Annotated in this window: 17 protein-coding genes; 9 read left to right on the top strand and 8 right to left on the bottom strand. The window is 66.4% G+C overall.

The features are described from left to right. Nucleotides 1–177 precede the first annotated feature (177 nt). Together typA and H276_RS0108780 are read left to right on the top strand one after the other, a co-directional pair. Nucleotides 178–2,085: a translational GTPase TypA gene (gene typA, locus H276_RS0108785; RefSeq protein ID WP_019970931.1), complete on the top strand. Its 1,908-nt coding sequence runs from the start codon at nucleotides 178–180 to the stop codon at nucleotides 2,083–2,085. 55 nt (nucleotides 2,086–2,140) lie between these two features. After that, the gene (locus H276_RS0108780; protein WP_026356742.1) at nucleotides 2,141–4,000 is read left to right on the top strand and encodes an ABC transporter family substrate-binding protein; all 1,860 of its coding nucleotides are present in this window, start codon (nucleotides 2,141–2,143) and stop codon (nucleotides 3,998–4,000) included. On the opposite strand, the gene H276_RS0108775 is transcribed toward H276_RS0108780, so the two are convergent. Further along, entirely contained in the window at nucleotides 3,987–5,234 is a 1,248-nt protein-coding gene (locus H276_RS0108775) for a chloride channel protein (protein WP_019970929.1), read from the bottom strand. The two genes, H276_RS0108780 and H276_RS0108775, sit on opposite strands and share 14 nt — an antisense overlap. 84 nt (nucleotides 5,235–5,318) lie before the next feature. On the opposite strand from H276_RS0108775, the gene mshB reads away from it, so the two are divergent. Next, entirely contained in the window at nucleotides 5,319–6,185 is an 867-nt protein-coding gene (gene mshB / locus H276_RS0108770) for an N-acetyl-1-D-myo-inositol-2-amino-2-deoxy-alpha-D-glucopyranoside deacetylase (RefSeq protein ID WP_036460781.1), read from the top strand. A 125-nt stretch (nucleotides 6,186–6,310) separates the two neighbouring features. Beyond that, on the top strand, nucleotides 6,311–6,751 hold the full coding sequence (locus tag H276_RS0108760) for a DUF6113 family protein (RefSeq protein ID WP_019970926.1): 441 nt from the start codon (nucleotides 6,311–6,313) through the stop codon (nucleotides 6,749–6,751). A gap of 1 nt (nucleotide 6,752) precedes the next feature. Here H276_RS0108760 and H276_RS23620 read toward each other — a convergent pair whose 3' ends face one another. Then, nucleotides 6,753–7,967 carry a hypothetical protein gene (locus tag H276_RS23620; protein WP_155943003.1) on the bottom strand — a complete coding sequence of 405 codons (1,215 nt, stop codon included), beginning with the start codon at nucleotides 7,965–7,967 and terminating at the stop codon, nucleotides 6,753–6,755. 247 nt (nucleotides 7,968–8,214) lie between these two features. On the opposite strand from H276_RS23620, the gene H276_RS0108750 reads away from it, so the two are divergent. Then, complete coding sequence (locus tag H276_RS0108750; RefSeq protein ID WP_019970924.1) at nucleotides 8,215–10,785, top strand: bifunctional FO biosynthesis protein CofGH; 2,571 nt, start codon at nucleotides 8,215–8,217, stop codon at nucleotides 10,783–10,785. 297 nt (nucleotides 10,786–11,082) lie between these two features. Here H276_RS0108750 and ctaD read toward each other — a convergent pair whose 3' ends face one another. Next, nucleotides 11,083–12,795 carry a cytochrome c oxidase subunit I gene (gene ctaD / locus H276_RS0108745; protein WP_019970923.1) on the bottom strand — a complete coding sequence of 571 codons (1,713 nt, stop codon included), beginning with the start codon at nucleotides 12,793–12,795 and terminating at the stop codon, nucleotides 11,083–11,085. Nucleotides 12,796–12,844: 49 nt separating this feature from the next. On the opposite strand from ctaD, the gene fdxA (H276_RS0108740) reads away from it, so the two are divergent. Together fdxA (H276_RS0108740) and H276_RS0108735 are read left to right on the top strand one after the other, a co-directional pair. Further along, the gene (fdxA, locus tag H276_RS0108740; RefSeq protein WP_026356740.1) at nucleotides 12,845–13,192 is read left to right on the top strand and encodes a ferredoxin; all 348 of its coding nucleotides are present in this window, start codon (nucleotides 12,845–12,847) and stop codon (nucleotides 13,190–13,192) included. Then, the gene (locus H276_RS0108735) at nucleotides 13,189–13,647 is read left to right on the top strand and encodes a group III truncated hemoglobin (RefSeq protein ID WP_019970921.1); all 459 of its coding nucleotides are present in this window, start codon (nucleotides 13,189–13,191) and stop codon (nucleotides 13,645–13,647) included. Before fdxA (H276_RS0108740) ends, H276_RS0108735 begins: the two co-directional genes overlap by 4 nt. Here H276_RS0108735 and H276_RS0108730 read toward each other — a convergent pair. The 5 genes from H276_RS0108730 to H276_RS23965 form a co-directional block, all read right to left on the bottom strand. Continuing rightward, on the bottom strand, nucleotides 13,631–14,407 hold the full coding sequence (locus H276_RS0108730) for a slipin family protein (RefSeq protein ID WP_369758445.1): 777 nt from the start codon (nucleotides 14,405–14,407) through the stop codon (nucleotides 13,631–13,633). The genes H276_RS0108735 and H276_RS0108730 overlap by 17 nt on opposite strands. A gap of 26 nt (nucleotides 14,408–14,433) precedes the next feature. Continuing rightward, nucleotides 14,434–15,060 (bottom strand): hypothetical protein, encoded by a 627-nt coding sequence (locus H276_RS0108725; protein ID WP_026356739.1) that lies wholly within the window; start codon nucleotides 15,058–15,060, stop codon nucleotides 14,434–14,436. Beyond that, nucleotides 15,057–17,393 carry a nitric-oxide reductase large subunit gene (locus tag H276_RS0108720; RefSeq protein WP_019970918.1) on the bottom strand — a complete coding sequence of 779 codons (2,337 nt, stop codon included), beginning with the start codon at nucleotides 17,391–17,393 and terminating at the stop codon, nucleotides 15,057–15,059. The genes H276_RS0108725 and H276_RS0108720 overlap by 4 nt, the downstream gene beginning before the upstream one ends. A 145-nt stretch (nucleotides 17,394–17,538) precedes the next feature. Then, a complete protein-coding gene (locus H276_RS0108715; protein WP_019970917.1) occupies nucleotides 17,539–19,554 on the bottom strand; it encodes an FAD-dependent oxidoreductase in 2,016 nt (671 codons plus the stop codon). A gap of 15 nt (nucleotides 19,555–19,569) precedes the next feature. Further along, the gene (locus H276_RS23965; protein WP_081625433.1) at nucleotides 19,570–19,650 is read right to left on the bottom strand and encodes a hypothetical protein; all 81 of its coding nucleotides are present in this window, start codon (nucleotides 19,648–19,650) and stop codon (nucleotides 19,570–19,572) included. 255 nt (nucleotides 19,651–19,905) lie between these two features. Between H276_RS23965 and fdxA (H276_RS0108710) the strand changes: the two genes are divergently transcribed. Together fdxA (H276_RS0108710) and dapC are read left to right on the top strand one after the other, a co-directional pair. Beyond that, on the top strand, nucleotides 19,906–20,229 hold the full coding sequence (fdxA, locus tag H276_RS0108710; RefSeq protein ID WP_019970916.1) for a ferredoxin: 324 nt from the start codon (nucleotides 19,906–19,908) through the stop codon (nucleotides 20,227–20,229). 26 nt (nucleotides 20,230–20,255) lie between these two features. Then, nucleotides 20,256–21,356, top strand: a complete 1,101-nt coding sequence (gene dapC, locus H276_RS0108705) for a succinyldiaminopimelate transaminase (protein WP_019970915.1) — start codon at nucleotides 20,256–20,258, stop codon at nucleotides 21,354–21,356. The last annotated feature ends 34 nt before the right edge of the window (nucleotides 21,357–21,390 follow it).

Here is a 21,390-nt window from a genome sequence, read left to right as displayed (position 1 = left end):
CCTTGTGCAGTACCAGAGGGCAGCGTTTGCAGCGGGGCTTACTGCGACAGCACTTCTTCTTGGGCTTCAGGGCGGCGATCTTGGTGGACTTCAGACTGATCGCTCCTCGCGTGCGCAGAACGTGACGGGGCTCTCTCGTTTTCGTGATCGACCAGCCGAACTGCGAGAATCTGCAGCGTGGATTCACGGCCCAGTTTCAGAAACGTCGCCATCGTCGCCCACGTCGACCACGGTAAGACGACCCTAGTCGACGCGATGCTGCGGCAGTCGGGTGCCTTGACGCACCGCGGCGACGACGCCGTTGAACGCCTGATGGACTCCGGTGACCTGGAAAAAGAAAAAGGCATCACCATCCTGGCCAAGAACACCGCGGTGCACCGGCACCACCCCGACGGCACCATGACGGTGATCAACGTCATCGATACCCCGGGGCACGCCGACTTCGGTGGCGAGGTGGAGCGTGGCCTGTCCATGGTCGACGGCGTGGTGCTGCTGGTCGACGCCTCGGAGGGGCCGTTGCCGCAGACCCGCTTCGTGTTGCGTAAGGCGCTGGCCGCGCACCTTCCGGTGATCCTGGTGGTCAACAAGACCGACCGTCCCGACGCCCGGATCTCCGCCGTCGTCGAGGAGAGCCACGACCTGCTGCTCGACGTCGCCTCAGACCTCGACGAGGAAGCCCAGGCATCCGCCGAGAAGGCCCTGGACCTGCCCACGCTGTACGCGTCGGGGCGGGCCGGCATCGCCTCGACGACGCAGCCCGCCGACGGTGAGAACCCCGACGGCGAGAACCTCGACCCGCTGTTCGACGTGCTGATGGAGCACATCCCGGCGCCGTCGGGCGATCCGGAGGCGCCGCTGCAGGCGCTGGTGACCAACCTCGACGCGTCGGCGTTCCTGGGCCGGCTCGCGCTGATCCGCATCTACAACGGGCGCCTCAAGAAGGGCCAGCAGGTGGCCTGGATGCGTGAGGTCGACGGATCGCCGGTGATCACCAGCGCCAAGATCACCGAACTGTTGGCCACCGAGGGTGTGGACCGCACCCCGACCGAGGAGGCCGTGGCCGGCGACATCGTCGCAGTCGCGGGCATCCCCGAGATCATGATCGGCGACACCCTCGCCGACCCCGACCACGCGCACGCGCTGCCCCGGATCACGGTCGACGAGCCGGCGATCTCGGTGACCATCGGCACCAACACGTCGCCGCTGGCCGGCAGGGTGTCCGGGCACAAGTTGACCGCCCGCATGGTGAAGAGCCGGCTCGACCAGGAACTGGTCGGCAACGTGTCGATCCGGGTCGTCGACATCGGCCGGCCCGACGCCTGGGAGGTGCAGGGCCGCGGTGAGCTGGCGCTGGCCATCCTCGTCGAGCAGATGCGCCGCGAAGGGTTCGAGCTGACCGTCGGCAAGCCTCAGGTGGTGACCAAGAACGTCGACGGCAAGCTGCACGAACCGTACGAGGCGTTGACCATCGACTGTCCGGAAGAGTTCGTCGGCGCCATCACCCAGCTGATGGCCGCCCGCAAGGGCCGCATGGAGGAGATGACCAACCACGCCGCGGGATGGGTTCGGATGGACTTCATCGTCCCCAGCCGTGGGCTGATCGGCTTCCGGACCGACTTCCTCACCGAGACCCGCGGCACCGGCATCGCCAACGCCGTGTTCGACGGCTACCGGCCGTGGGCCGGCGAGATCCGGGCCCGGCACACCGGCTCGCTGGTCAGCGACCGCAGCGGCTCGATCACGCCGTTCGCGATGATCCAGCTGTCCGACCGTGGACAGTTCTTCGTCGAACCGGGTGAGGACACCTACGAGGGCCAGGTGGTCGGGATCAATCCGCGTGCCGAGGATCTCGATATCAACATCACCCGTGAGAAGAAGCTGACCAACATGCGGTCGTCCACCGCCGATGTGATGGAGACCCTGGCCCGGCCGCTGGTGCTGGACCTCGAGCAGGCGATGGAGTTCTGCGCGGCCGACGAGTGTGTCGAGGTGACGCCCGAGATCGTGCGGGTGCGCAAGGTCGAGCTCACCGCCAGCCTGCGGGCCAGGGCCAAGGCGCGGGCCAAGCAGGGCGCCAAGGCGTGACCGGGGGCATCGACTCACTGTCGTTACCCTGATTAGCGTGCCGACCCGACTCAGCCTGCGCAGCGGTGTCCACCTGACGCTCGGTGCACTGATCGCGACTCCGGTCCTGTTGTTCAGCGGCTGCACGGTCAGCCCGCCGCCCGCACCGCAGAGCACCGAGACCACGCAGGTCACCCCGCCACCACCGGCCAAAACGATGCAGGTGATCATGGCCATCGACTCGATCGGCCCAGGGTTCAACCCGCATCTGCTCTCCGATCAGTCGCCGGTGAACGCAGCGATCGCCGCGATGGTGCTGCCGAGCTCGTTCCGGCCTGTGCCCGACCCGACGTCGCCGACCGGTTCCCGTTGGGAACTCGACACGACGCTGCTGGAGTCTGCCGAGGTGACGAGCCAGAACCCGTTCACCGTCACCTACAAGATCAGGCCCGAGGCGCAGTGGACCGACAACGCGCCGATCGCCGCGGACGACTACTGGTATCTGTGGCGGCAGATGGTCGGTCAGCCCGGTGTCGTCGACCCGGCCGGGTATGACCTGATCACCGGGGTGCAGTCGGTCGACGGCGGCAAGCAGGTGGTGGTGACCTTCTCGCAGCCGTATCCGGCCTGGCAGGAACTGTTCAATGACATCCTGCCCGCCCACATCGTCAAAGACGTGCCGGGCGGGTTCGGTGCCGGCCTGGCCCGGGCCATGCCGGTAACCGGCGGACAGTTCCGGGTGGAGAGCATCGACCCGCAGCGCGACGAGATTCTCTTGGCGCGCAACGACCGGTTCTGGAGCGTGCCGGCCAAACCCGACCTGGTGCTGTTCCGGCGCGGTGGAGCGCCTGCGGCACTGGCCGACTCGATTCGTAACGGCGATACGCAGGTGGCCCAGATCCATGGCGGGGCAGCGACTTTCGCGCAACTCAGCGCCATCCCGGACGTGCGTACCGCACGGATCGTCACGCCCCGGGTGCTGCAACTCACGCTGCGTGCCCAGGAGCCGAAGCTGGCCGACGCGCAGGTGCGCAAGGCGATCCTGAACCTGATCGACGTCGATCTGCTGGCCTCTGTCGGCGCGGGTGACGACAACACCGTCACGCTCGCACAGGCTCAGGTGCGCTCGCCGTCGGACCCCGGCTATGTGCCGACCGCACCACCGGCCATGAGTCGCGATGCCGCGCTGGGGCTGCTGCAGGGTGCGGGCTATCAGATCGAGCCCGCTGCGATCGCACCGGGAACCTCGTTGCCGGACAACGGTCGGCAGCGCATCACCAAGGACGGGGTGCCGCTGTCCCTGGTGCTGGGCGTCGCGTCGAACGATCCGACATCGGTAGCGGTGGCGAACACCGCGGCCGACCAGTTGCGCAACGTCGGTATCGATGCCTCGGTGCTGGCATTGGATCCCGTGGCGCTCTACGGCGACGCATCGACCAACAATCGCGTCGACGCCATCGTCGGTTGGCATCAGGCCGGGGGAGACCTCGCGACCGCGCTTGCCTCGCGGTACGGATGTCGTGCCCTGGAGGCGACCGCGGTTTCGACGACGGTGCCGGGACCGCCGCCACCTTCGTCGGCGCCGCCGTCGAAGACCACCACCACTGCGCCACCGGTGACCGCCACCACGGCAACGCCTCCACCACAGACCCCGGCACTGGACTTCGGTGATCTGGTGCAGGCCCCCAGCAACATCACCGGCATCTGTGATCGCAGTATCCAGCCGAAAATCGATGCGGCACTGGATGGTAGCCAGAACATCGCCGATGTGATCCAGGCTGTCGAGCCCCGATTGTGGAACATGTCGACGGTGTTGCCGATCCTGCAGGACACCACAATCGTCGCCGCCGGCCCGAGCGTGCAGAACGTCAGCCTGTCCGGCGCAGTACCGGTCGGCATCGTGGGCGACGCCGGCGACTGGGTCAAATCGAAATAGCCGAGCCGCCTCTGCGGTGGCGTCGCTCGCTCAGCACACGCAACCCGTGCGCAGCAGCGGCCGCGACGAGGAACGGCAACAGCACCCACCACGGCGGCCGGGCCAGTTCCCAGACAAACAGGGCCGCCCAGACGGGCGCGCGCTGCGTGACGGCGAGCACGCCGGCGGCGCACGTCAACGACACTCCGGCGACACTGACAGAGTGCCCGGTCCAGGTGTTGATCGACAGCGCCACAATCGATCCCAGAGCTGAGCCGGTGGCCAACGCGGGCGTGAGCATCCCACCCACCGCTCCGGCTCGCAGAAAGACCGCGGTGAGAAGAGGTTTGAGCAGGAAGATCATGACCGCAGCCGCCAAGGTGATGCCGGTGCCGAGACCGACCGTGAGGATGCTCTTACCGTTGCCGGGTAGCTCGGGCCAGCGGATCGAGCAGACTCCGATCAGCAGGCCGGCCGCGGCGATCGCCGGGATCAACAACCACGATGTCGGTGCCGAGGCAGGACGGGCCAGGTCCATGATGCGGTTGAAAGCCAGCCCCACTCCGAACGTGAGCGGTGCCAGGAGTAACGCGAAACCCGTGAGCAGATAAGACAGTTGGGGGGCGGGCCAGTCGAGTGCGGGCGCGGAGTGGGTCACCGGGCTGGCGACCGCGACGGCAAGGCTCGAAGTGATCAACGCCGTACCGACGGCCCGCGGATGCCACGTCTTGAGCACGATGCGAAGGGCGAACAACGCACCACCCAGCGGCACGCTGTAGACCGCCGCCAGCCCCGCGCCGGCCGCACAGGCCAGCAGGATTTCCCGGTCGCGAGGCGTCAGCGCCAATCGCGATGTCCCGATATCACCCAGCACGGCGGCGAATTGGCGGGGAGCGCCTTCGCGTCCGAGCGAGGCGCCGGAACCCACGAGCAGCACTTGCAGGCCGGCGTCGAGGGACAGCGGCAGCGCCGGGAGTCGCCGACGGGAGGCGATCGTCGCCGGCAGGGCGGGCACCTCGGCCCAGCGGCGCAGCACCCACCAGCCGAAGCCGGCTACCGCACCGCCGGTCATCGGCCCCACCGCGCGGCGTAGCGGGCCGGCGCCGGTTACCCCTTCGAGCAGCGTGCCGAATGCGTAGTGATAGGTCAGATGCTCGACCGCGTGCAACAGCAGCGTCGTCGCCATGCCCGCGAGCCCGGCCCCCAGACCAACCACAACGATGCCGCAGCCGAATTCGAGGTGGCGCCGGTTCACCTTCGTGAATGTAGGGCAACCTGCGTCGGTATGAGAACCGGAGGTATGGCCGTGCCGGTCGTGACCCGACTACTGTCGCGGTCGATGTCCCACGAAAAGCCCCGCCTGTTGTTCGTCCACGCCCACCCGGACGACGAGACTCTGACCACGGGCGCCACCATCGCCCACTACGCCGCGCACGGGGCCGATGTCCGAGTCGTCACGTGCACATTGGGCGAAGAAGGCGAGGTGATCGGCGAACAGTACTCCTTACTGTCCGTCGACCACGCCGATCAGCTCGGCGGTTACCGCATCAGTGAGCTCACTCGCGCGTTGGGTGCGCTGGGTGTCGGAGCGCCGCACTACCTCGGCGGGCCGGGACGCTGGCGCGATTCAGGCATGGGAACCGACCATGCGCGGGGACGGCAGCGATGGGTCGACGCCGACATGGGCGAAGCTGTCGGCGCACTCGCGGCAATCATCACCGGCATGCGGCCGCACGTCATCGTCACCTACGACCCCGAGGGCGGCTACGGCCACCCCGATCACATCCAGACCCACCGGGTCACGACCGCCGCGGTTGTGGCCGCAGCCGAGAATGGCTGGGTCGTACCGAAGTTCTATTGGACGGTCACGGCTACGAGCGCCATGGGCGCCGGGTTGCGCACGCTGTCAGGATTGCCCGACGGGTGGATCACCGTCGACATCAAGGACGTGCCGTTCGGCTACCCCGATGACCGGATCGACGCCGTCATCGACGGCACCGCCCAGTTGCCGGCCAAGATCGCCGCGATGCAGGCCCATGCCACCCAGGTCACCGTCGCTCCCGACGGCCGGGCCTGCGCGCTGTCGAACAACATCGCGCTGCCCATCCTGGGGGAAGAGCACTACCTGCTTATCGCAGGCGAGGCCGGCCCCCGGGATGCCCGCGGCTGGGAAACCGACCTACTCGCCGGGCTGGTCCTGGAATAGGTTCTCCCGCCGCGGGGTAAGCTCCAAAAATCCGGCAAGAGTCAGCGGCGCGGCGAAGGGAAACCCATGGACCCCGACCTCGATCCGAACCTGCAGCACTGGCAGGACCGGGCGGCTAACTTCCGGTGGGTCGTCGGTTCACTGCTCGACAGCATCCCGAACTGAACGCAACCAGGTCGCGCGTCGACGACGCGCCGCTATCCCGTCCGGTCTTCGACCGCATTGTCCTGGCACTGCTCGCCGTCGACGGTGTCATCTCCGCTGTCGTCGGCGCGCTGCTGCTGCCGTCTTACGTCGGCTCCATCCCGTTTCCGATCAGCGCTTTGCTCAGCGGCGCGCTGAACGCCGCCCTGGTCTGGGCCGCGATGCAATGCACGGAATCGTTACGGCTCGCGGCGTTGCCGATGTTGACCTGGTTGGCGACCGTCGCAATCATGACGCTCGGCGGCCCGGGCGGTGACGTGGTCTTCGGCGGCGACGGCGTGATGGCCTACAGTGCCCTGCTCTTCATGGTGCTCGGGGCGCTGCCGCCGGCGCTGTTGCTACGCAGGTCGCTGTCCCGCTGACCTAGTCGTCTCCGGACGTGCTCTTGGCTGGTGTCTTGATCTTGGTGTTGGTCGTGGAGGTGTCGGTTTTCGCGGTCTTCGGGTGGGTGCTCTTGGCGGCATCCTTCACGGCGTTGCGCAGCCCGTCGGTCGCCTTCTTCACGTTGGACTTGAGATCGGCCGGGCCGTTGCGGACGCCGTCGCTCACATCCTTGATCCGCGATCGCGGCGACGTGCTCGTGATGCTGTCGGTCGTGGGCTTCTGCAACTGCAGCGACCGCCGCACCGACTTCGGGACGCTGGTGACCTCATCGGTCGCAGTCGCCGTTGCCGCCGTGGTCGTAGCGGCGAGCTGTTTGACGGCGTCCCCGGCAATGTCCTGCGGTTGATCTGCACCGTCGGACGTGGCGGCGTCGCCGTCGGCGCTCGCCGTCTGCACGGAATTCTTCTCGGCAGCGGAGGTTTCTTCGGTGGCCGCGGCGGGGCGCACCGTCAAGCCCTTGAACCCGCTGCTCAAGGTCTCGGCCACGTCGGCGAATGCCGTCGACAGCGGGCGTGTCTGGGCAATCGATGACAGTGTCATGGTCTGTGCCGTCTCGGTGGACGACAGTGGTGGCGCCGGTGGGATCAGCCAGCCGAAGAAGTAATTGAACTCCGCAGTCGCGGTGTTGACGAGACCGGTCCCTATTGCGGAGCCGACGGCCCCGATGCCATTGGCCCAGACGCTGAGGTCCAGCGGAGCGTCGACCACGGGAGCCACCAAGCCGACAACGAAACTGTCGGCCACCGGTAACACCAGGTTGTAGTAGATGATGCTGACCTGGTCGCCGATGATCCCGAGCAGCGGCACCAGGTTCGTCGCCCAGTTCAGGAGATCGACGCCGTAGTTGATCCACTGCACGGCGCTGTTCCAGACGTTGACGATGGAATCGCTTGCGGTGCTCTGCGGGGCGATCACCACCGCGTTGGGTGTCGGCAGGATCGAGGCCCCGATGGCCGGCGCGCCGCCCGGGCCCGGCGCCGGCATCACCGGTGTGGGTACTGCAGCGGTCATCTGACTGGCTGCGGCCAGCAACTCGACCATGGCCTGCGACAGGGCGGGCTGTGTGGTCGTCGGATGAGCCGGGACTGCGATATCTGCGGGCGTCACCTGGACCGGGGCGAGTGCGATTGTTGTGGCGGTGGCCGCGGCTGCTCCAGCGACGAGACACGTGCGCACAGATGCGGATACAGTCATCAACAGCTCCCTGGAAGTTCACAGCCCCAACTCAGGCCTTAACCTATCGCGCACGGAGTCGATAACGACAGCGAACATCGGCGTGTCGTCACTGCCAGGCGCGTCGTGGGGATTCCGGCCCGTGATCGGGCGCAGCAGGACCGCACTGCAGCAGAGCCCAGTACTACTGTGACCTCTATGGCAGGCGCCAAGGTTTCAGAATGTGAGACGCGTGGATGATTGACAACTACGCCGGGGTTATACGGGCGTGGCTCTGAACCCCCAGCACGGCGCCGACCTGCCCAGCCCGGTGGTCCCATCGAAAGCCAACGCCGCCGCGTTGCGGCGCGTCTTGCGCCGAGCCCGCGACGGCGTCGCACTCAACGTCGATGAAGCCGCCGTTGCGATGACCGCGCGCGGTGATGATCTGGCCGATTTGTGCGCGAGCGCCGCGCGGGTGCGCGACGCGGGCCTGACCTCAGCGGGCCGTCGCGGCGGCACCGGCAGATTGCCGGTCAGCTACTCACGCAAGGTCTTCATCCCCGTCACCCACCTGTGCCGCGACACCTGTCATTACTGCACCTTTGTCACGGTGCCGGGCCGGCTGCGCAGCCAGGGCCTCGGCATGTACATGGAACCCGACGAGATCCTCGATGTCGCTCGGCGTGGTGCCGAACTGGGCTGCAAGGAAGCGCTTTTCACGCTCGGCGATCGTCCCGAGGCGCGGTGGGACGAGGCCCGCCGGTGGCTCGACGAGCGGGGCTACGATTCCACGCTGGATTACCTACGGGCCATGGCCATCCGGGTTCTGGAGGAGACGGGCCTGCTGCCGCACCTCAATCCCGGGGTGATGAGTTGGTCGGAGCTCTCCCGGCTCAAGCCGGTCGCCCCGTCGATGGGCATGATGCTGGAGACCACCTCGCGGCGGCTATTCGAGACGCGCGGTGCCGCGCATTACGGCAGCCCGGACAAGGATCCGGCGGTCCGGTTGCGCACACTCGACGACGCCGGCCGGCTTTCCATCCCGTTCACCACCGGTCTGCTGGTCGGCATCGGCGAGACGCTCACCGAACGCGCCGAGACGATGCACGCGATCCGTAAGTCGCACAAGGAATTCGGTCATGTGCAGGAAGTGATCGTGCAGAACTTCCGGGCCAAGGACCACACTGCGATGGCGGCGACGCCCGATGCCGGCATGGACGATTTCCTGGCGACCATCGCGGTGACGCGCCTGGTGCTCGGCCCCAAGATGCGCATCCAGGCGCCGCCGAACCTAGTGTCCCGCGACGAATGCCTGGCCCTGATCGGAGCCGGCGTCGACGACTGGGGTGGCGTCTCACCGCTGACCCCCGATCACGTCAACCCCGAGCGCCCCTGGCCGGCGCTCGACGATCTCGCTGATGTGACCGCCGAGGCGGGCTATGACCTGGTGCAGCGGCTGACCGCGCAGCCGACCTATGTGCAGGCAGGCGCGGCATGGATCGACCCTCGGGTGCGTGGGCACGTCGACGCGCTGGCCGACCCCGACACCGGACTGGCCCGCGACGTCAACCCGGTGGGCCGGCCCTGGCAGGAGCCGGATGAGGCGTCGGAGTCGTTGGGCCGCACCGATTTACACACCGCTATCGATGCGGAGGGGCGGCGCACCGAGACCCGCAGCGACTTGAACAGCGCGTTCGGTGACTGGGAGTCGATCCGGGAGAAGGTCTCCGAGCTGGCGGCGCGGGCGCCCGAGCGCATCGACACCGATGTGCTCGCCGCACTGCGCTCCGCAGAACGCGACCCCGGCGGCTGCAGCGACGACGAGTACCTCGCGCTGGCCACGGCCGACGGTCCGGCATTGGAAGCCGTTGCCGCGCTGGCTGATTCGCTTCGTAGGGATACCGTCGGCGACGACGTGACGTTCGTCGTCAACCGCAACATCAACTTCACCAACATCTGCTACACCGGCTGCCGCTTCTGCGCCTTCGCGCAACGCAAGGGCGACGCGGACGCGTACTCGTTGTCGACCGGCGAGGTGGCCGACCGGGCGTGGGAAGCACACGTCGCCGGCGCCACCGAGGTCTGCATGCAGGGCGGCATCGATCCGGAACTTCCCGTCACCGGCTACGCCGATCTCGTGCGGGCGGTCAAGGCGCGGGTGCCGTCGATGCATGTGCACGCGTTCAGTCCCATGGAGATCGCCAACGGCGTGACCCGTAGCGGGTTGTCGGTCCGGGAGTGGCTGATCAGCCTGCGCGAGGCGGGTTTGGACACCATCCCGGGCACGGCTGCCGAAATCCTCGACGACGAGGTGCGCTGGGTGCTCACCAAAGGCAAGCTGCCCACCTCGGAATGGATTGACGTGGTGACCACCGCTCATGAGGTGGGCCTGCGTTCGTCGTCGACCATGATGTACGGCCACGTCGACACTCCCAAGCACTGGGTGGGGCATCTCAACGTGCTGCGCGGTATCCAGGACCGTACCGGCGGCTTCACCGAGTTCGTGCCGCTGCCGTTCGTGCACCAGTCCTCACCGCTGTATCTCGCAGGTGGGGCCCGGCCGGGGCCGACGCACCGCGACAACCGGGCGGTACATGCATTGGCGCGGATCATGTTGCACGGCAGGATCTCCCATATCCAAACCAGCTGGGTCAAGCTGGGTGTCGAGCGCACGCAGGTGATGTTGCGCGGCGGTGCCAACGACCTGGGTGGCACGTTGATGGAGGAGACCATCTCGCGCATGGCCGGCTCGGAGAACGGCTCGGCCAAGACCGTCGAGGAACTCGTCGCCATCGCCGAGGGCATCGGTCGTCCCGCGCGCCAGCGCACCACGGATTACTCACCTCTCGCGGCCTGACCCCTTCTTCTTCTTTGCACCGCGAGCGTGCGGGTCTGCCGCTGGACACGCCGCCAACAGTCAGCATCGGGCGCACGCTCGTGCGGCCCGCGAGTGTGCACGCTCGCGGGGTGAGTGAAGATTTTTCTCGAACGCGGGAATGCAATCGGACCGTAGTCCGGTTATCTCTGACGAAGGTGCCGGAACGGCCGGCCCGCCATACCAAGGGAGACGTCATGACCGCCGCAACCTCCCCCGAGTCACGCTGGCGTGACGCTCGAGCCCGAGCGTCACGCCAGCGTGACGTCGGCCGGCGTGCTAGTCGTCGGTGCGCGGATGCCGGCCGACATGCGACTCCGCGCGCATGCGTTCGACCATGTGCGGGTAGTGCAGCTCGAACGCCGGGCGCTCTGAGCGGATGCGCGGCAGCTCGGTGAAGTTGTGCCGCGGCGGTGGGCAACTGGTGGCCCATTCCAGTGAATTGCCATGGCCCCAGGGATCGTCGACGGTGACGGGTTCGCCGTAGCGCCAGCTCTTGAACACGTTCCAGACGAACGGCAACATCGAGATGCCCAGGATGAACGAGCCGATCGTCGAGACGACGTTGAGCGTGGTGAACCCGTCGCTGGACAGGTAGTCGGCGTAGCGCCGGGGCATGCCCTCGTCACCCAGCCAGTGCTGCACCAGAAACGTGGTGTGGAACCCGATGAAGGTCAGCCAGAAGTGCACCTTGCCCAGCCGCTCGTCGAGCAGGCGTCCGGTCATCTTCGGGAACCAGAAGTACACGCCGCCGAAGGAGGCGAACACGATGGTGCCGAAGAGCACGTAGTGGAAGTGGGCCACCAGGAAATACGTGTCGGTGACGTGGAAGTCGATCGGCGGGCTGGCCAGCATCACCCCGGAGAGGCCGCCCAGCAGGAAGGTGACCATGAAGCCCACCGAGAACAGCATGGGCGTCTCGAAGGTCAACTGACCCTTCCACATGGTGCCGATCCAGTTGAAGAACTTGATCCCGGTGGGCACTGCGATCATGTAGGACATCAGCGAGAAGAACGGCAGCAGAACGGCTCCCGTGGCGAACATGTGGTGCGCCCACACCGCCATCGACAGGGCCGCGATGCTCACGGTGGCGTAGATCAGCGTGGTGTAGCCGAACAACGGCTTTCGTGCGAACACAGGGATGATCTCGGTGACGATGCCGAAGAACGGCAGCGCGACGATGTAGACCTCGGGGTGGCCGAAGAACCAGAACAGGTGCTGCCACAAGATGACTCCGCCGTTGGCCGGGTCGTAGATGTGCGCGCCGAGGTGACGGTCGGCGGCCAAGCCGAACAACGCGGAGGTCAGCAGCGGGAACACCAGCAGCGCCAGGACGCTGGTGATCAGGATGTTCCACGTGAAGATCGGCATCCGGAACATCGTCATGCCGGGGGCGCGCATGCAGACCACGGTGGTGATCATGTTGACCGCCCCGAGGATGGTGCCGAGGCCGCCGACCGCCAGACCCAGGATCCACAGGTCTGCGCCTGCGCCAGGTGAGTGCACGGCATCGCTGAGCGGGGTGTAGGCGGTCCAGCCGAAGTCGGGCGCGCCACTGGGCGTGATGAACCCCGAGATCGTGATGAGTCCGCCAAAGACGAACAGCCAGAACGACAATGCGTTCAGGCGTGGGAACGCCACATCGGGCGCACCGATCTGCAGCGGCAGCACCAGGTTGGCGAACCCGAACACGATCGGCGTGGCATAGAACAACAGCATCACCGTGCCGTGCATGGTGAACAACTGGTTGTACTGCTCATTGGACAGGAACTGCAGGCCGGGTTGCGCGAGCTCGGTGCGCATGAGCAGGGCCATCAGACCGCCGGTGAAGAAGAACGAAAAGCACGCGACCATGTACATGATCCCGATGAGCTTGTGGTCGGTCGTCGTGATCAGTCGATAGATCAGGTTGCCAGTTGGGCCGACGCGGGCGGGGAAGGGCCGACGCGGCGCGATGACTTGGGAAAACGGGGTTTTCTCAGCCAGGGTCATCGCTCACCTCCGCTAGTTTTTATAACAACTATTTGTATAAACTATCCTCGTGACGTACGTGATCGGCAAGCCCTGTGTAGATGTGATGGATCGGGCTTGCGTCGAGGAATGTCCTGTCGACTGCATCTACGAAGGCAGCCGGTCGCTCTACATCCATCCCGACGAATGCGTCGATTGCGGTGCCTGCGAACCGGTCTGCCCGGTCGAGGCCATCTACTACGAGGACGATCTGCCCACCGACCTCGAGCCTTACCAGGCCGACAACGCAGCCTTCTTCGCCGAGACACTGCCCGGTCGCGACGTACCCCTCGGCTCGCCCGGTGGTGCGGCCAAGCTGGGGCCGATCGATGCCGACGCGCCGCTGGTCGCGAGCCTTCCGCCGCAGCAGGAACCATGAGCGCACCCGTTGTCGTCGTTCCGGTCGGTGATCTCGCCAACCGGGACGATGTGCATGCGCTGCTGTCGCGGTTCTATGGACGGGTGCTGACCGACGATCTGCTCGCCGCCCCGTTCACCGAGATCCGGGAAAAGGGCCTGGCATCGCACCTCCCGGTGATGTGCGATTTCTGGGAGACGGTGCTGTTCCGGGCCGGTCTCTACCGCGGCAGCGCGCTGGTGGTGCACCGGCATGTCCACCATGATCATCCGCTGGCGTACCGGCACTTCATCCGGTGGCTGACGCTGTGGCTGGCCACCGTGGACGAGATGTATCGCGGGCCCGTTGCCGAGCAGGCCAAGACCCAGGCCCGGCGGATCGCGTGGGCGATGCACCGGCGGCTCACCGGAACCGACGCACCTGAACTTGACGCGTTCGTGCGGGAGGCCGATCCGGCGTTCAATCGGTCCGGGTGACGCCATTGATCAGTTCACCGATCTTGTCGGTGATGGCAGGGTTCTTCAGGAACGGCGTGATGATGTCGACGGGGAGCGGGAAGACGACAGTCGAATTCTGGTCGGCACCCAGCTCCAACAGTGTCTGGAGGTAGCGCAGTTGCAGTGAGGCCGGGTTGCGCGAGAGGGTCTCGGCGGCCTGTCGCAACTCGTCGGAGGCCTGCAGTTCACCGCGGGCGTTGATCACCTTGGCACGGCGTTCGCGTTCGGCCTCGGCCTCGCGTGCCATCGCCCGTTGCATGGACTCCGGTATTTCCACGTCCTTGATCTCGACGACGCGGACCTCCACACCCCATGGTGCAGTCTGGGTGTCGATGACGCTGCGCAGATCGACGTTGAGATCGTCGCGATGGGCCAGCAACGTGTCGAGATCCACGCGCCCCAGCAGCGACCGCAGCGTTGTCTGGGCGATCTGCGACGTCGCGACGGCGTAATTCTCCACTCCCAGAATCGCTTTGAGTGGATCGGTGACCTGAAACATCACCACGGCGTTGACCCGGGCCGGCACATTGTCCCGGGTGATCACCTCCTGCGGTGGAATGGTGAGCGTGACCACCCGCTGATCGACCCGGATTATCCGATCCGCCAACGGGATGAGACACGCCAGACCCGGTCCGTGGATCGGCCGTATCCGTCCCAGCCGAAACACCACACCACGCTCGTACTCGCGAAGAACCTTGAGCGACAGCGTCGCCAGCCCGGCCAGCAGCACCACACCCATTCCGCCGAGGAACAGCCAAAGGGCCGTCACTGCATCTCCTTTCGTTCGGTCCAACCGCCGCCCCACCGGGTGGCGAAGCGATCGGCGGTCGTGGCGATCGCCTCCTGAGCATCGGAGCGGTGCGGAAGGTGATTCGGCGCGGCCGCCGGGCTGGACCACAGATGGCGGGCCAGAGGGACGCTGGCGGCGACGACGACCACCGCGGTCACCGCAAGCACCACCAGATCGCTGCCGCTGTGCTTGCTGAACCCCATGGCGATCAGCATGATCAGGGCTAATCCCGCTACCGCACAGGCGATTCCACGGTGGAACTGGCCGGCTTCCGAGTACGGCCACGGATCGATCTCGCGAGTGATCTCACGACCGTGATCGGAGGTGGTGCAGGTGGTCTTGACCGGGCAGCTGTTGCACACAGACGGTTTGGCGCGATAACGCATGACCCGGCCGCCGGGGTCGAACGAGGTGGGCCACAACCACTGATCCTGCGGACACAACCATGCGTCGTGGTCGGCGTGATAGCGGAAATTGCCGGTGCGCCAACGGGCCGCGCGAATCGACGTCCGGCGCGCCATCGAGTCGAAACCCCAGGCGACCGCCACCAGGCCGAGGGCGTACCCGGCCATCAGCCACACCGAGATCGATGGCGGACTCATTGTGACTCGGCGGCGGTTTGCGGGGTGATCTCGGTGTAGAGCGGATGCTCCGGCAGCTCATCGGTGGTCTCACCAGACCTGAAGTGCCGCAACGCCTGCCAGGCGATCCAGACGAACGGCAGGATGCCGCCGACGATGAAGATGACATCGCCGGGTAGCCGCAGCCACTCCAGCACGGCATTGCCGGGGCGGGTGATGTAGCCCAATGACCGCGCCTCGAAGTAGCCCTCGTTGACCGAGTGGTAGAGCTGCAGGATGCCGAGCGGCAGCAGGCTGGCGAAGACCATCCAGGCCAGGCCGATGTTCAGGCACCAGAACGAAACCCGGGCCCATTTCTCGGGCCACTTGTCGGCCGGAATCACGTACCGGAACGCGAACATTGCCAGTCCGACGGCCAGCATGCCGTATACGCCCATCATGGCGCCGTGAGCGTGGTTGGCGGTCAAGGCGGTACCGATCTGGTAGTAGGAAACGATCGGCAGGTTGACCAGGAAGCCGAAGATCCCGGCCCCGACAAAGTTCCAGAACCCGACCGCCACCAGGAACATGACCGCCCACCGATGCGGGAACGGTTTGGTGTCGCCGGCGGATCGTCGCGAACCCAGCTGTAGGAATGCCCATGCCTCGATGGTCAGGAAGGTCAGCGGAATCACCTCCGCCGCCGAGAAAAACGCGCCGAGCGCCATGTGCTCCACCGGGGTGCCGGAGAAGTAGAGGTGGTGCATCGTGCCGATCACGCCGCCCGCGGAGTACAGGATGACGTCGAGGAAGATCACGCCCAGTGCGATGCGCTGGGTGACCACACCGAGCATCACGAAGATGTAGGCAACCATCACCGTGGTGAACAGCTCGAGGAAGTCCTCCACCCAGAGGTGCACCACCCAGAACCGCCAGAAGTCCGCGACCGACAGATGGGTGTCGCTGCCGGCCAGCAGGCCGACGGCGTAGAACGCCGGGATCGCCAGGCCGGAGAAGAAGAACACCCACGGCATGTTCGACTTCGATTCACCCGCCAGGCGCGACCGCATCCCGCGCCAGATGATCACGATCCAGAGGAACAGGCCGACAACAAGAAGGATCTGCCACAGCCGGGGCAGGTCGAGGTATTCCCACTGCTGGGAGAACAGCGACCCGGCCGGGACGATCCCGTAGATCGACAGCGCCTCGGAGAGCAACGAACCGACGACCACCACGACGACGGCGGCCAGCAGACCGTAGGTGAGCCAGTGCTGCCGGCGCGGCTCGCGGCGGGCGATGAACGGTGTCAGGAAGATCCCCCCTGCCAGGAATGCCGCGGCCGTCCAGAACAGCGACAGCTGCAGGTGCCAGGTTCGGGCCAGGTTGTAGGGCAGGATCGTGGCCAGGTTGATGCCGAAGAACGTGGCCAGGTCCGCTCGGTAGTGCTGGACCGCGGCGCCGAGCAGCGCTTGGCCCAGGAAGAGCACGGAGATGATCGCGAAGAACCAGATCGTCGCCCGCTGAGAGCGGGTCAGCGGAACTTCGCCCGGCTGCAGGAACGACACCGTGGGTGCTTCGGCACTGTGCCAGCCGATCTTCTGACTCCAGCGTCCGTAGACGGCGAACATGACGCCGGTGCCACCCAGCAGCACGATCAGCGAAAGCACCGACCAGATGAGCAGTTGAGCGGTAGGTCCGTTGTCGACGCGCGGCTCGGACGGCCAGTTGTTGGTGTAGCTGTAGTTGTGGCCGGGCCGGTCGGCGGCCGACGCCCATGCCGTCCACGCGAAAAACGCGGTGAGGTCGTGGATTTGCGCGGGATCGGTGATGAAGTCCGGGCGCAGGCCGTACTTGGTGGAGTCTTCGCCGAAGTAGCCGGCGTAGTAGTGGGCGACGCGGTCGAATGCCGCGGCCTGGTGGTCGGTGAATACCAGGGTGCGGGTTACGGGGTCGTAGCGGTTGGTCCGAAACTCTGCGACCACTGCGTCGTGGGGCTCGCCTATGCCCTGCCTGCGCAGTTGATCGGCGACATCTTCGGCCGCCCTGCGCAGATAGTCGGCGGTGTAGTCGGGTCCCAGGTAAGCGCCGTGACCGACCACCGAGCCGTACTCCTGCAGCCCGCGGGCCTGAAAGAGCTCCTGCCCGCGGACGATGTCCGCACCGGTGAACACCACCCGGCCCGACTGTGTGACGACCTTGTCGGGCAGCGGCATCGACGCTGCGTAGGTGCGGTAGGCCAGGATGCCCATCACGAAGAATCCGAAGATCATGACCAGGGCCACGCCTTGGATCCAGCCTTTGCCGATCAATCGTTGTGCCGACTGGTCGGCAGCGGTGGATCCGGAAGATCCGGAAGATGCGGAATAGGTTGCCATCGACGGTCCCCCAGCCGAACGGTGCGAGTCCGGGCCGCAGACCCCCACGTGGAATTGACGACAACGCCAAAGTATCCAGTAGGCGGGGTCTATTTCACCGGTTTAGAGGAAATTGTTCCTTCTTTTCCGTGTGTCGCTCGATCGACTACAGTCGGGCCGCCAGTTCGGTGCCCTGACGGATGGCCCGTTTGGCGTCGAGTTCGGCGGCCACTGCCGCGCCACCGATGATGTGCGGCTCGACGCCGTTGCGCCGCAACCCCTCTTCGAGCTCCCGCACAGATTCCTGGCCGGCGCAGATCACCACGGTGTCCACCGCCAGTACCCGGGCGTCGGAGTGCCTTGGTCCGAAGCTGATGTGCAGACCGTCGTCGTCGATCCGCTCGTAGTTCACCCGGGAAAGTTGCTGCACACCTTTGGCCTTCAACGAAGCGCGGTGCACCCACCCGCTGGTCTTGCCGAGCTTGCGACCCTGTGGTCCCTTGGTGCGCTGCAGCAGATAGACCTCGCGCGCGGCCGGTGCGGGTATCGCGGTGGTGAGCGCTCCACGGGCCTCCTGAGGGTCGGCTGCGCCCCACTCTGCTTTCCATTCCTTGAGGTTGAGCGTCGGCGACTGATGGGTCGTCAGGAACTCGCTGACATCGAACCCGATGCCGCCGGCGCCGATGACGGCCACCGACTTGCCCACCGGGGCTCCTGTGATGGCTTGGGCATAGGTGAGCACCTTGGGGTGGTCGATGCCGGGGATGTCGGGTAGTCGTGGCGTCACACCGGTCGCGAGTATCACGTCGTCGAAACCCGTCAGCTCCTCGACACCCGCGCGGGTGCCCAGCCGCACATCGACACCGTGTTTGTCCAGCATCCGCGTGTAGTAGCGAATCGTCTCGTTGAACTCTTCCTTGCCGGGAATCCTTCTGGCCAAATCGAATTGGCCGCCGATCGCGGTGCCGGCCTCGAAGAGGGTGACCCGGTGACCACGCTGGGCCGCGCTGACCGCTGTCGCCAGGCCCGCCGGACCGGCACCGACGACGGCCACCGAACGGGCGCGCCGGGTGGGGGTGAACATCAGCGAGGTTTCCCGTCCTGCCCGCGGGTTGAGCAGACATGACACGTTCTTGTGCGCGAAGGCGTGGTCGAGGCAGGCCTGGTTGCAGGCGATGCAGGTGTTGATCTCGTCGGCGGTGTCGGCGGCGGCCTTGAGCACCCAGTCCGGATCACTCAGCAGCGGTCGGGCCATCGAGATCAGCTGGACCCGGGTATCGGCCAGGATCTGTTCGGCGGCCTGCGGCATGTTGATCCGGTTGGACGCGACCACGGGGATCGCGACGTGTTCGGCGACCGCGCTGCTGATGTCGACGAATGCCGCGTTGGGGACGGAGGTGACGATCGTCGGCACTCTGGCCTCGTGCCAGCCGAAGCCCGAGTTGATCATCGTCGCTCCGGCGGCCTCGACTTCGGTTGCCAGCGCGACCGTTTCGTCCCAGCTCTGACCGTCCTCGACGTAGTCGGCCATGGACATGCGGTAGCAGACGATGAAGTCGGGGCCGACGGCTTCCCGCACCCGTCGCACGATCTCGACCGGGAATCGGCGGCGCTTCTCCGGGCTTCCGCCCCAGGCGTCGGTGCGCTTGTTGGTGCCCGGCGCCAGGAACTGGTTGAGCAGATAGCCCTCGCTGCCCATGATCTCGACGCCGTCGTAGCCGGCCTCGCGGGCGAGCAGGGCGCAGCGGACGAAATCGTCGATCGTGCCCCGGATCCCGCGCTCGGACAGGGCCCGGGGGCGGAAGGGGTTGATCGGAGCCTTGATCGACGATGCGCTGACTGAAAGCGGGTGATACGCGTAGCGTCCCGCATGCAGGATCTGCAGCGCGATCTTGCCGCCGGCCCGGTGTACGGCGCCGGTGATGCGGCGATGCCGGTGCGCATCCGCCGAGGACGTCAGTGCAGAGGCCAGCGGGAGCAGCCAGCCTGTCTTGTTGGGGGCATAGCCTCCGGTGATGATCAGGCCGACGCCGCCGCGGGCCCGTTCGGCGAAATACTGCGCGAGCTTGTCGGTGTCGCGGGCTCGGTCCTCCAGGCCGGTGTGCATGGAGCCCATCACCACCCGGTTGCGCAGCGTGGTGAAGCCGAGGTCCAGCGGTGACAACAGGTTCGGATAGCTCATCGGGTCCTTCCGGGGCTACAGGGTTTCCAGAACTTCGGAAAGCCAGGCCAATGAGCTCTCCTCCGCGCGCATTCCGCCGCGCAGCACCAGAGCCATGCCCACATTTTATGTGGGACCGGTGGTCCTATGCAGCTGATTGCATTGTGGGAAGTGCATGGGTGTGCCGACTGGTCGAGTTGTATCTGCGACGATTAGTATCAGTAACCGCGAGCCGCCGTTAACTGTGACGCGCAAAGTTAGGACACACTGAGACGAGCGTCCAGGAATGTGTAACGCATACTGGCCCCCCGGGCTCATGAGCTCTGACCACACCGAACCCGACCAGCAGCCCACTGGACAGGAGACACATCAGTGACGTACGTCATTGCCGAACCCTGCGTCGACGTCAAAGACAAGGCGTGCATCGAGGAATGCCCTGTCGACTGCATCTACGAGGGTTTACGCATGCTGTACATCCACCCCGACGAGTGCGTGGACTGTGGTGCGTGCGAACCGGTGTGCCCGGTCGAGGCCATTTACTACGAAGACGATGTGCCGGACCAGTGGGCCAGCTACACGCAGAGCAACGCGGACTTCTTCACCGAGTTGGGCTCTCCGGGCGGTGCTTCCAAGGTCGGCCAGACCGACAACGACCCGCAGGCCATCAAGGATTTGCCGCCGCAGGGGGAGGACTGATCCTGCCGATTCGATCCCGCTCTGACGTGGTACGTGCATCGCGCTCGGCCGCTCTGCCGGTGTTCCCCTGGGACACCCTGGCCGAGGTGACCGCGCGCGCCCGTTCACACCCCGACGGCATCGTCGACCTCTCGGTGGGCACACCGGTGGACCCGGTGGCCCCGCTGATCCGCGACGCACTCGCGTCTGCCAGCGCCGCGCCCGGGTATCCGACCACCGCGGGTACGCCCGCGCTGCGGGCATCGGCAACAGCCGCGTTGCGACGTCGATACGGCATCACCGAGCTGGCACCCGATGCCGTGCTACCGGTGATCGGCACCAAAGAACTGATCGCCTGGCTGCCGACGCTTCTCGGCCTCGACGCGCACGATTCGGTGGTGGTGCCCGAGCTTGCGTACCCCACCTATGAGGTCGGGGCGCGACTGGCGGGAGCGCAGGTCATCCGGGCCGATGCGCTGACGCAGCTCGGTCCCCAGGTGCCCGCGCTGATCTACCTCAACTCGCCGAGCAACCCGACCGGCCGGGTGCTCGGCGTGGAACACCTGCGCAAGGTGGTGACGTGGGCGCGTGAGCGTGGCGTCCTCGTGGCGTCCGACGAGTGCTACCTCGGGCTCAGCTGGGACGCCGACCCGGTCAGCGTGCTGCATCCGGCCGTGAGCGACGGTGACCACACCGGGCTGTTGGCCATCCACTCCCTGTCGAAGACGTCGTCGCTGGCCGGTTACCGCGCGGGGTTCGTCGCCGGAGATCCGGCGGTGGTCGCGGAGTTGCTGGCGGTCCGCAAGCACGCCGGCATGATCGTCCCGACACCGGTGCAGGCCGCCATGGTTGCCGCTCTTGACGACGACGAACACGAAGCCGCGCAACGGGACCGCTATGCACGTCGCCGTGCGGTGCTCCTGCCTGCCTTCCGGTCGGCCGGGTTCACGATCGAGTATTCCGAGGCCGGACTGTACCTGTGGGCCAGTCGCGGTGAACCCTGCCGTGACACCGTCGCGTGGCTGGCCGAACGCGGCATCCTCGTGGCGCCGGGCGAGTTCTACGGCCCGGCCGGCGCGCAGCATGTTCGGGTCGCGTTGACGGCCACCGACGAACGCATCGACGCGGCCGTCGCACGCCTCACCTGAACCTGCTCGGCGGAGAAACAGGTTTTGGCTCGTA

It is taken from the genome of Mycobacterium sp. 141, from assembly GCF_000382405.1.
Lineage (GTDB): Bacteria > Actinomycetota > Actinomycetes > Mycobacteriales > Mycobacteriaceae > Mycobacterium.
The sequence above is the reverse complement of the archived record's forward strand: the minus strand, read 5'-3'. Positions and strand labels throughout refer to the sequence as shown.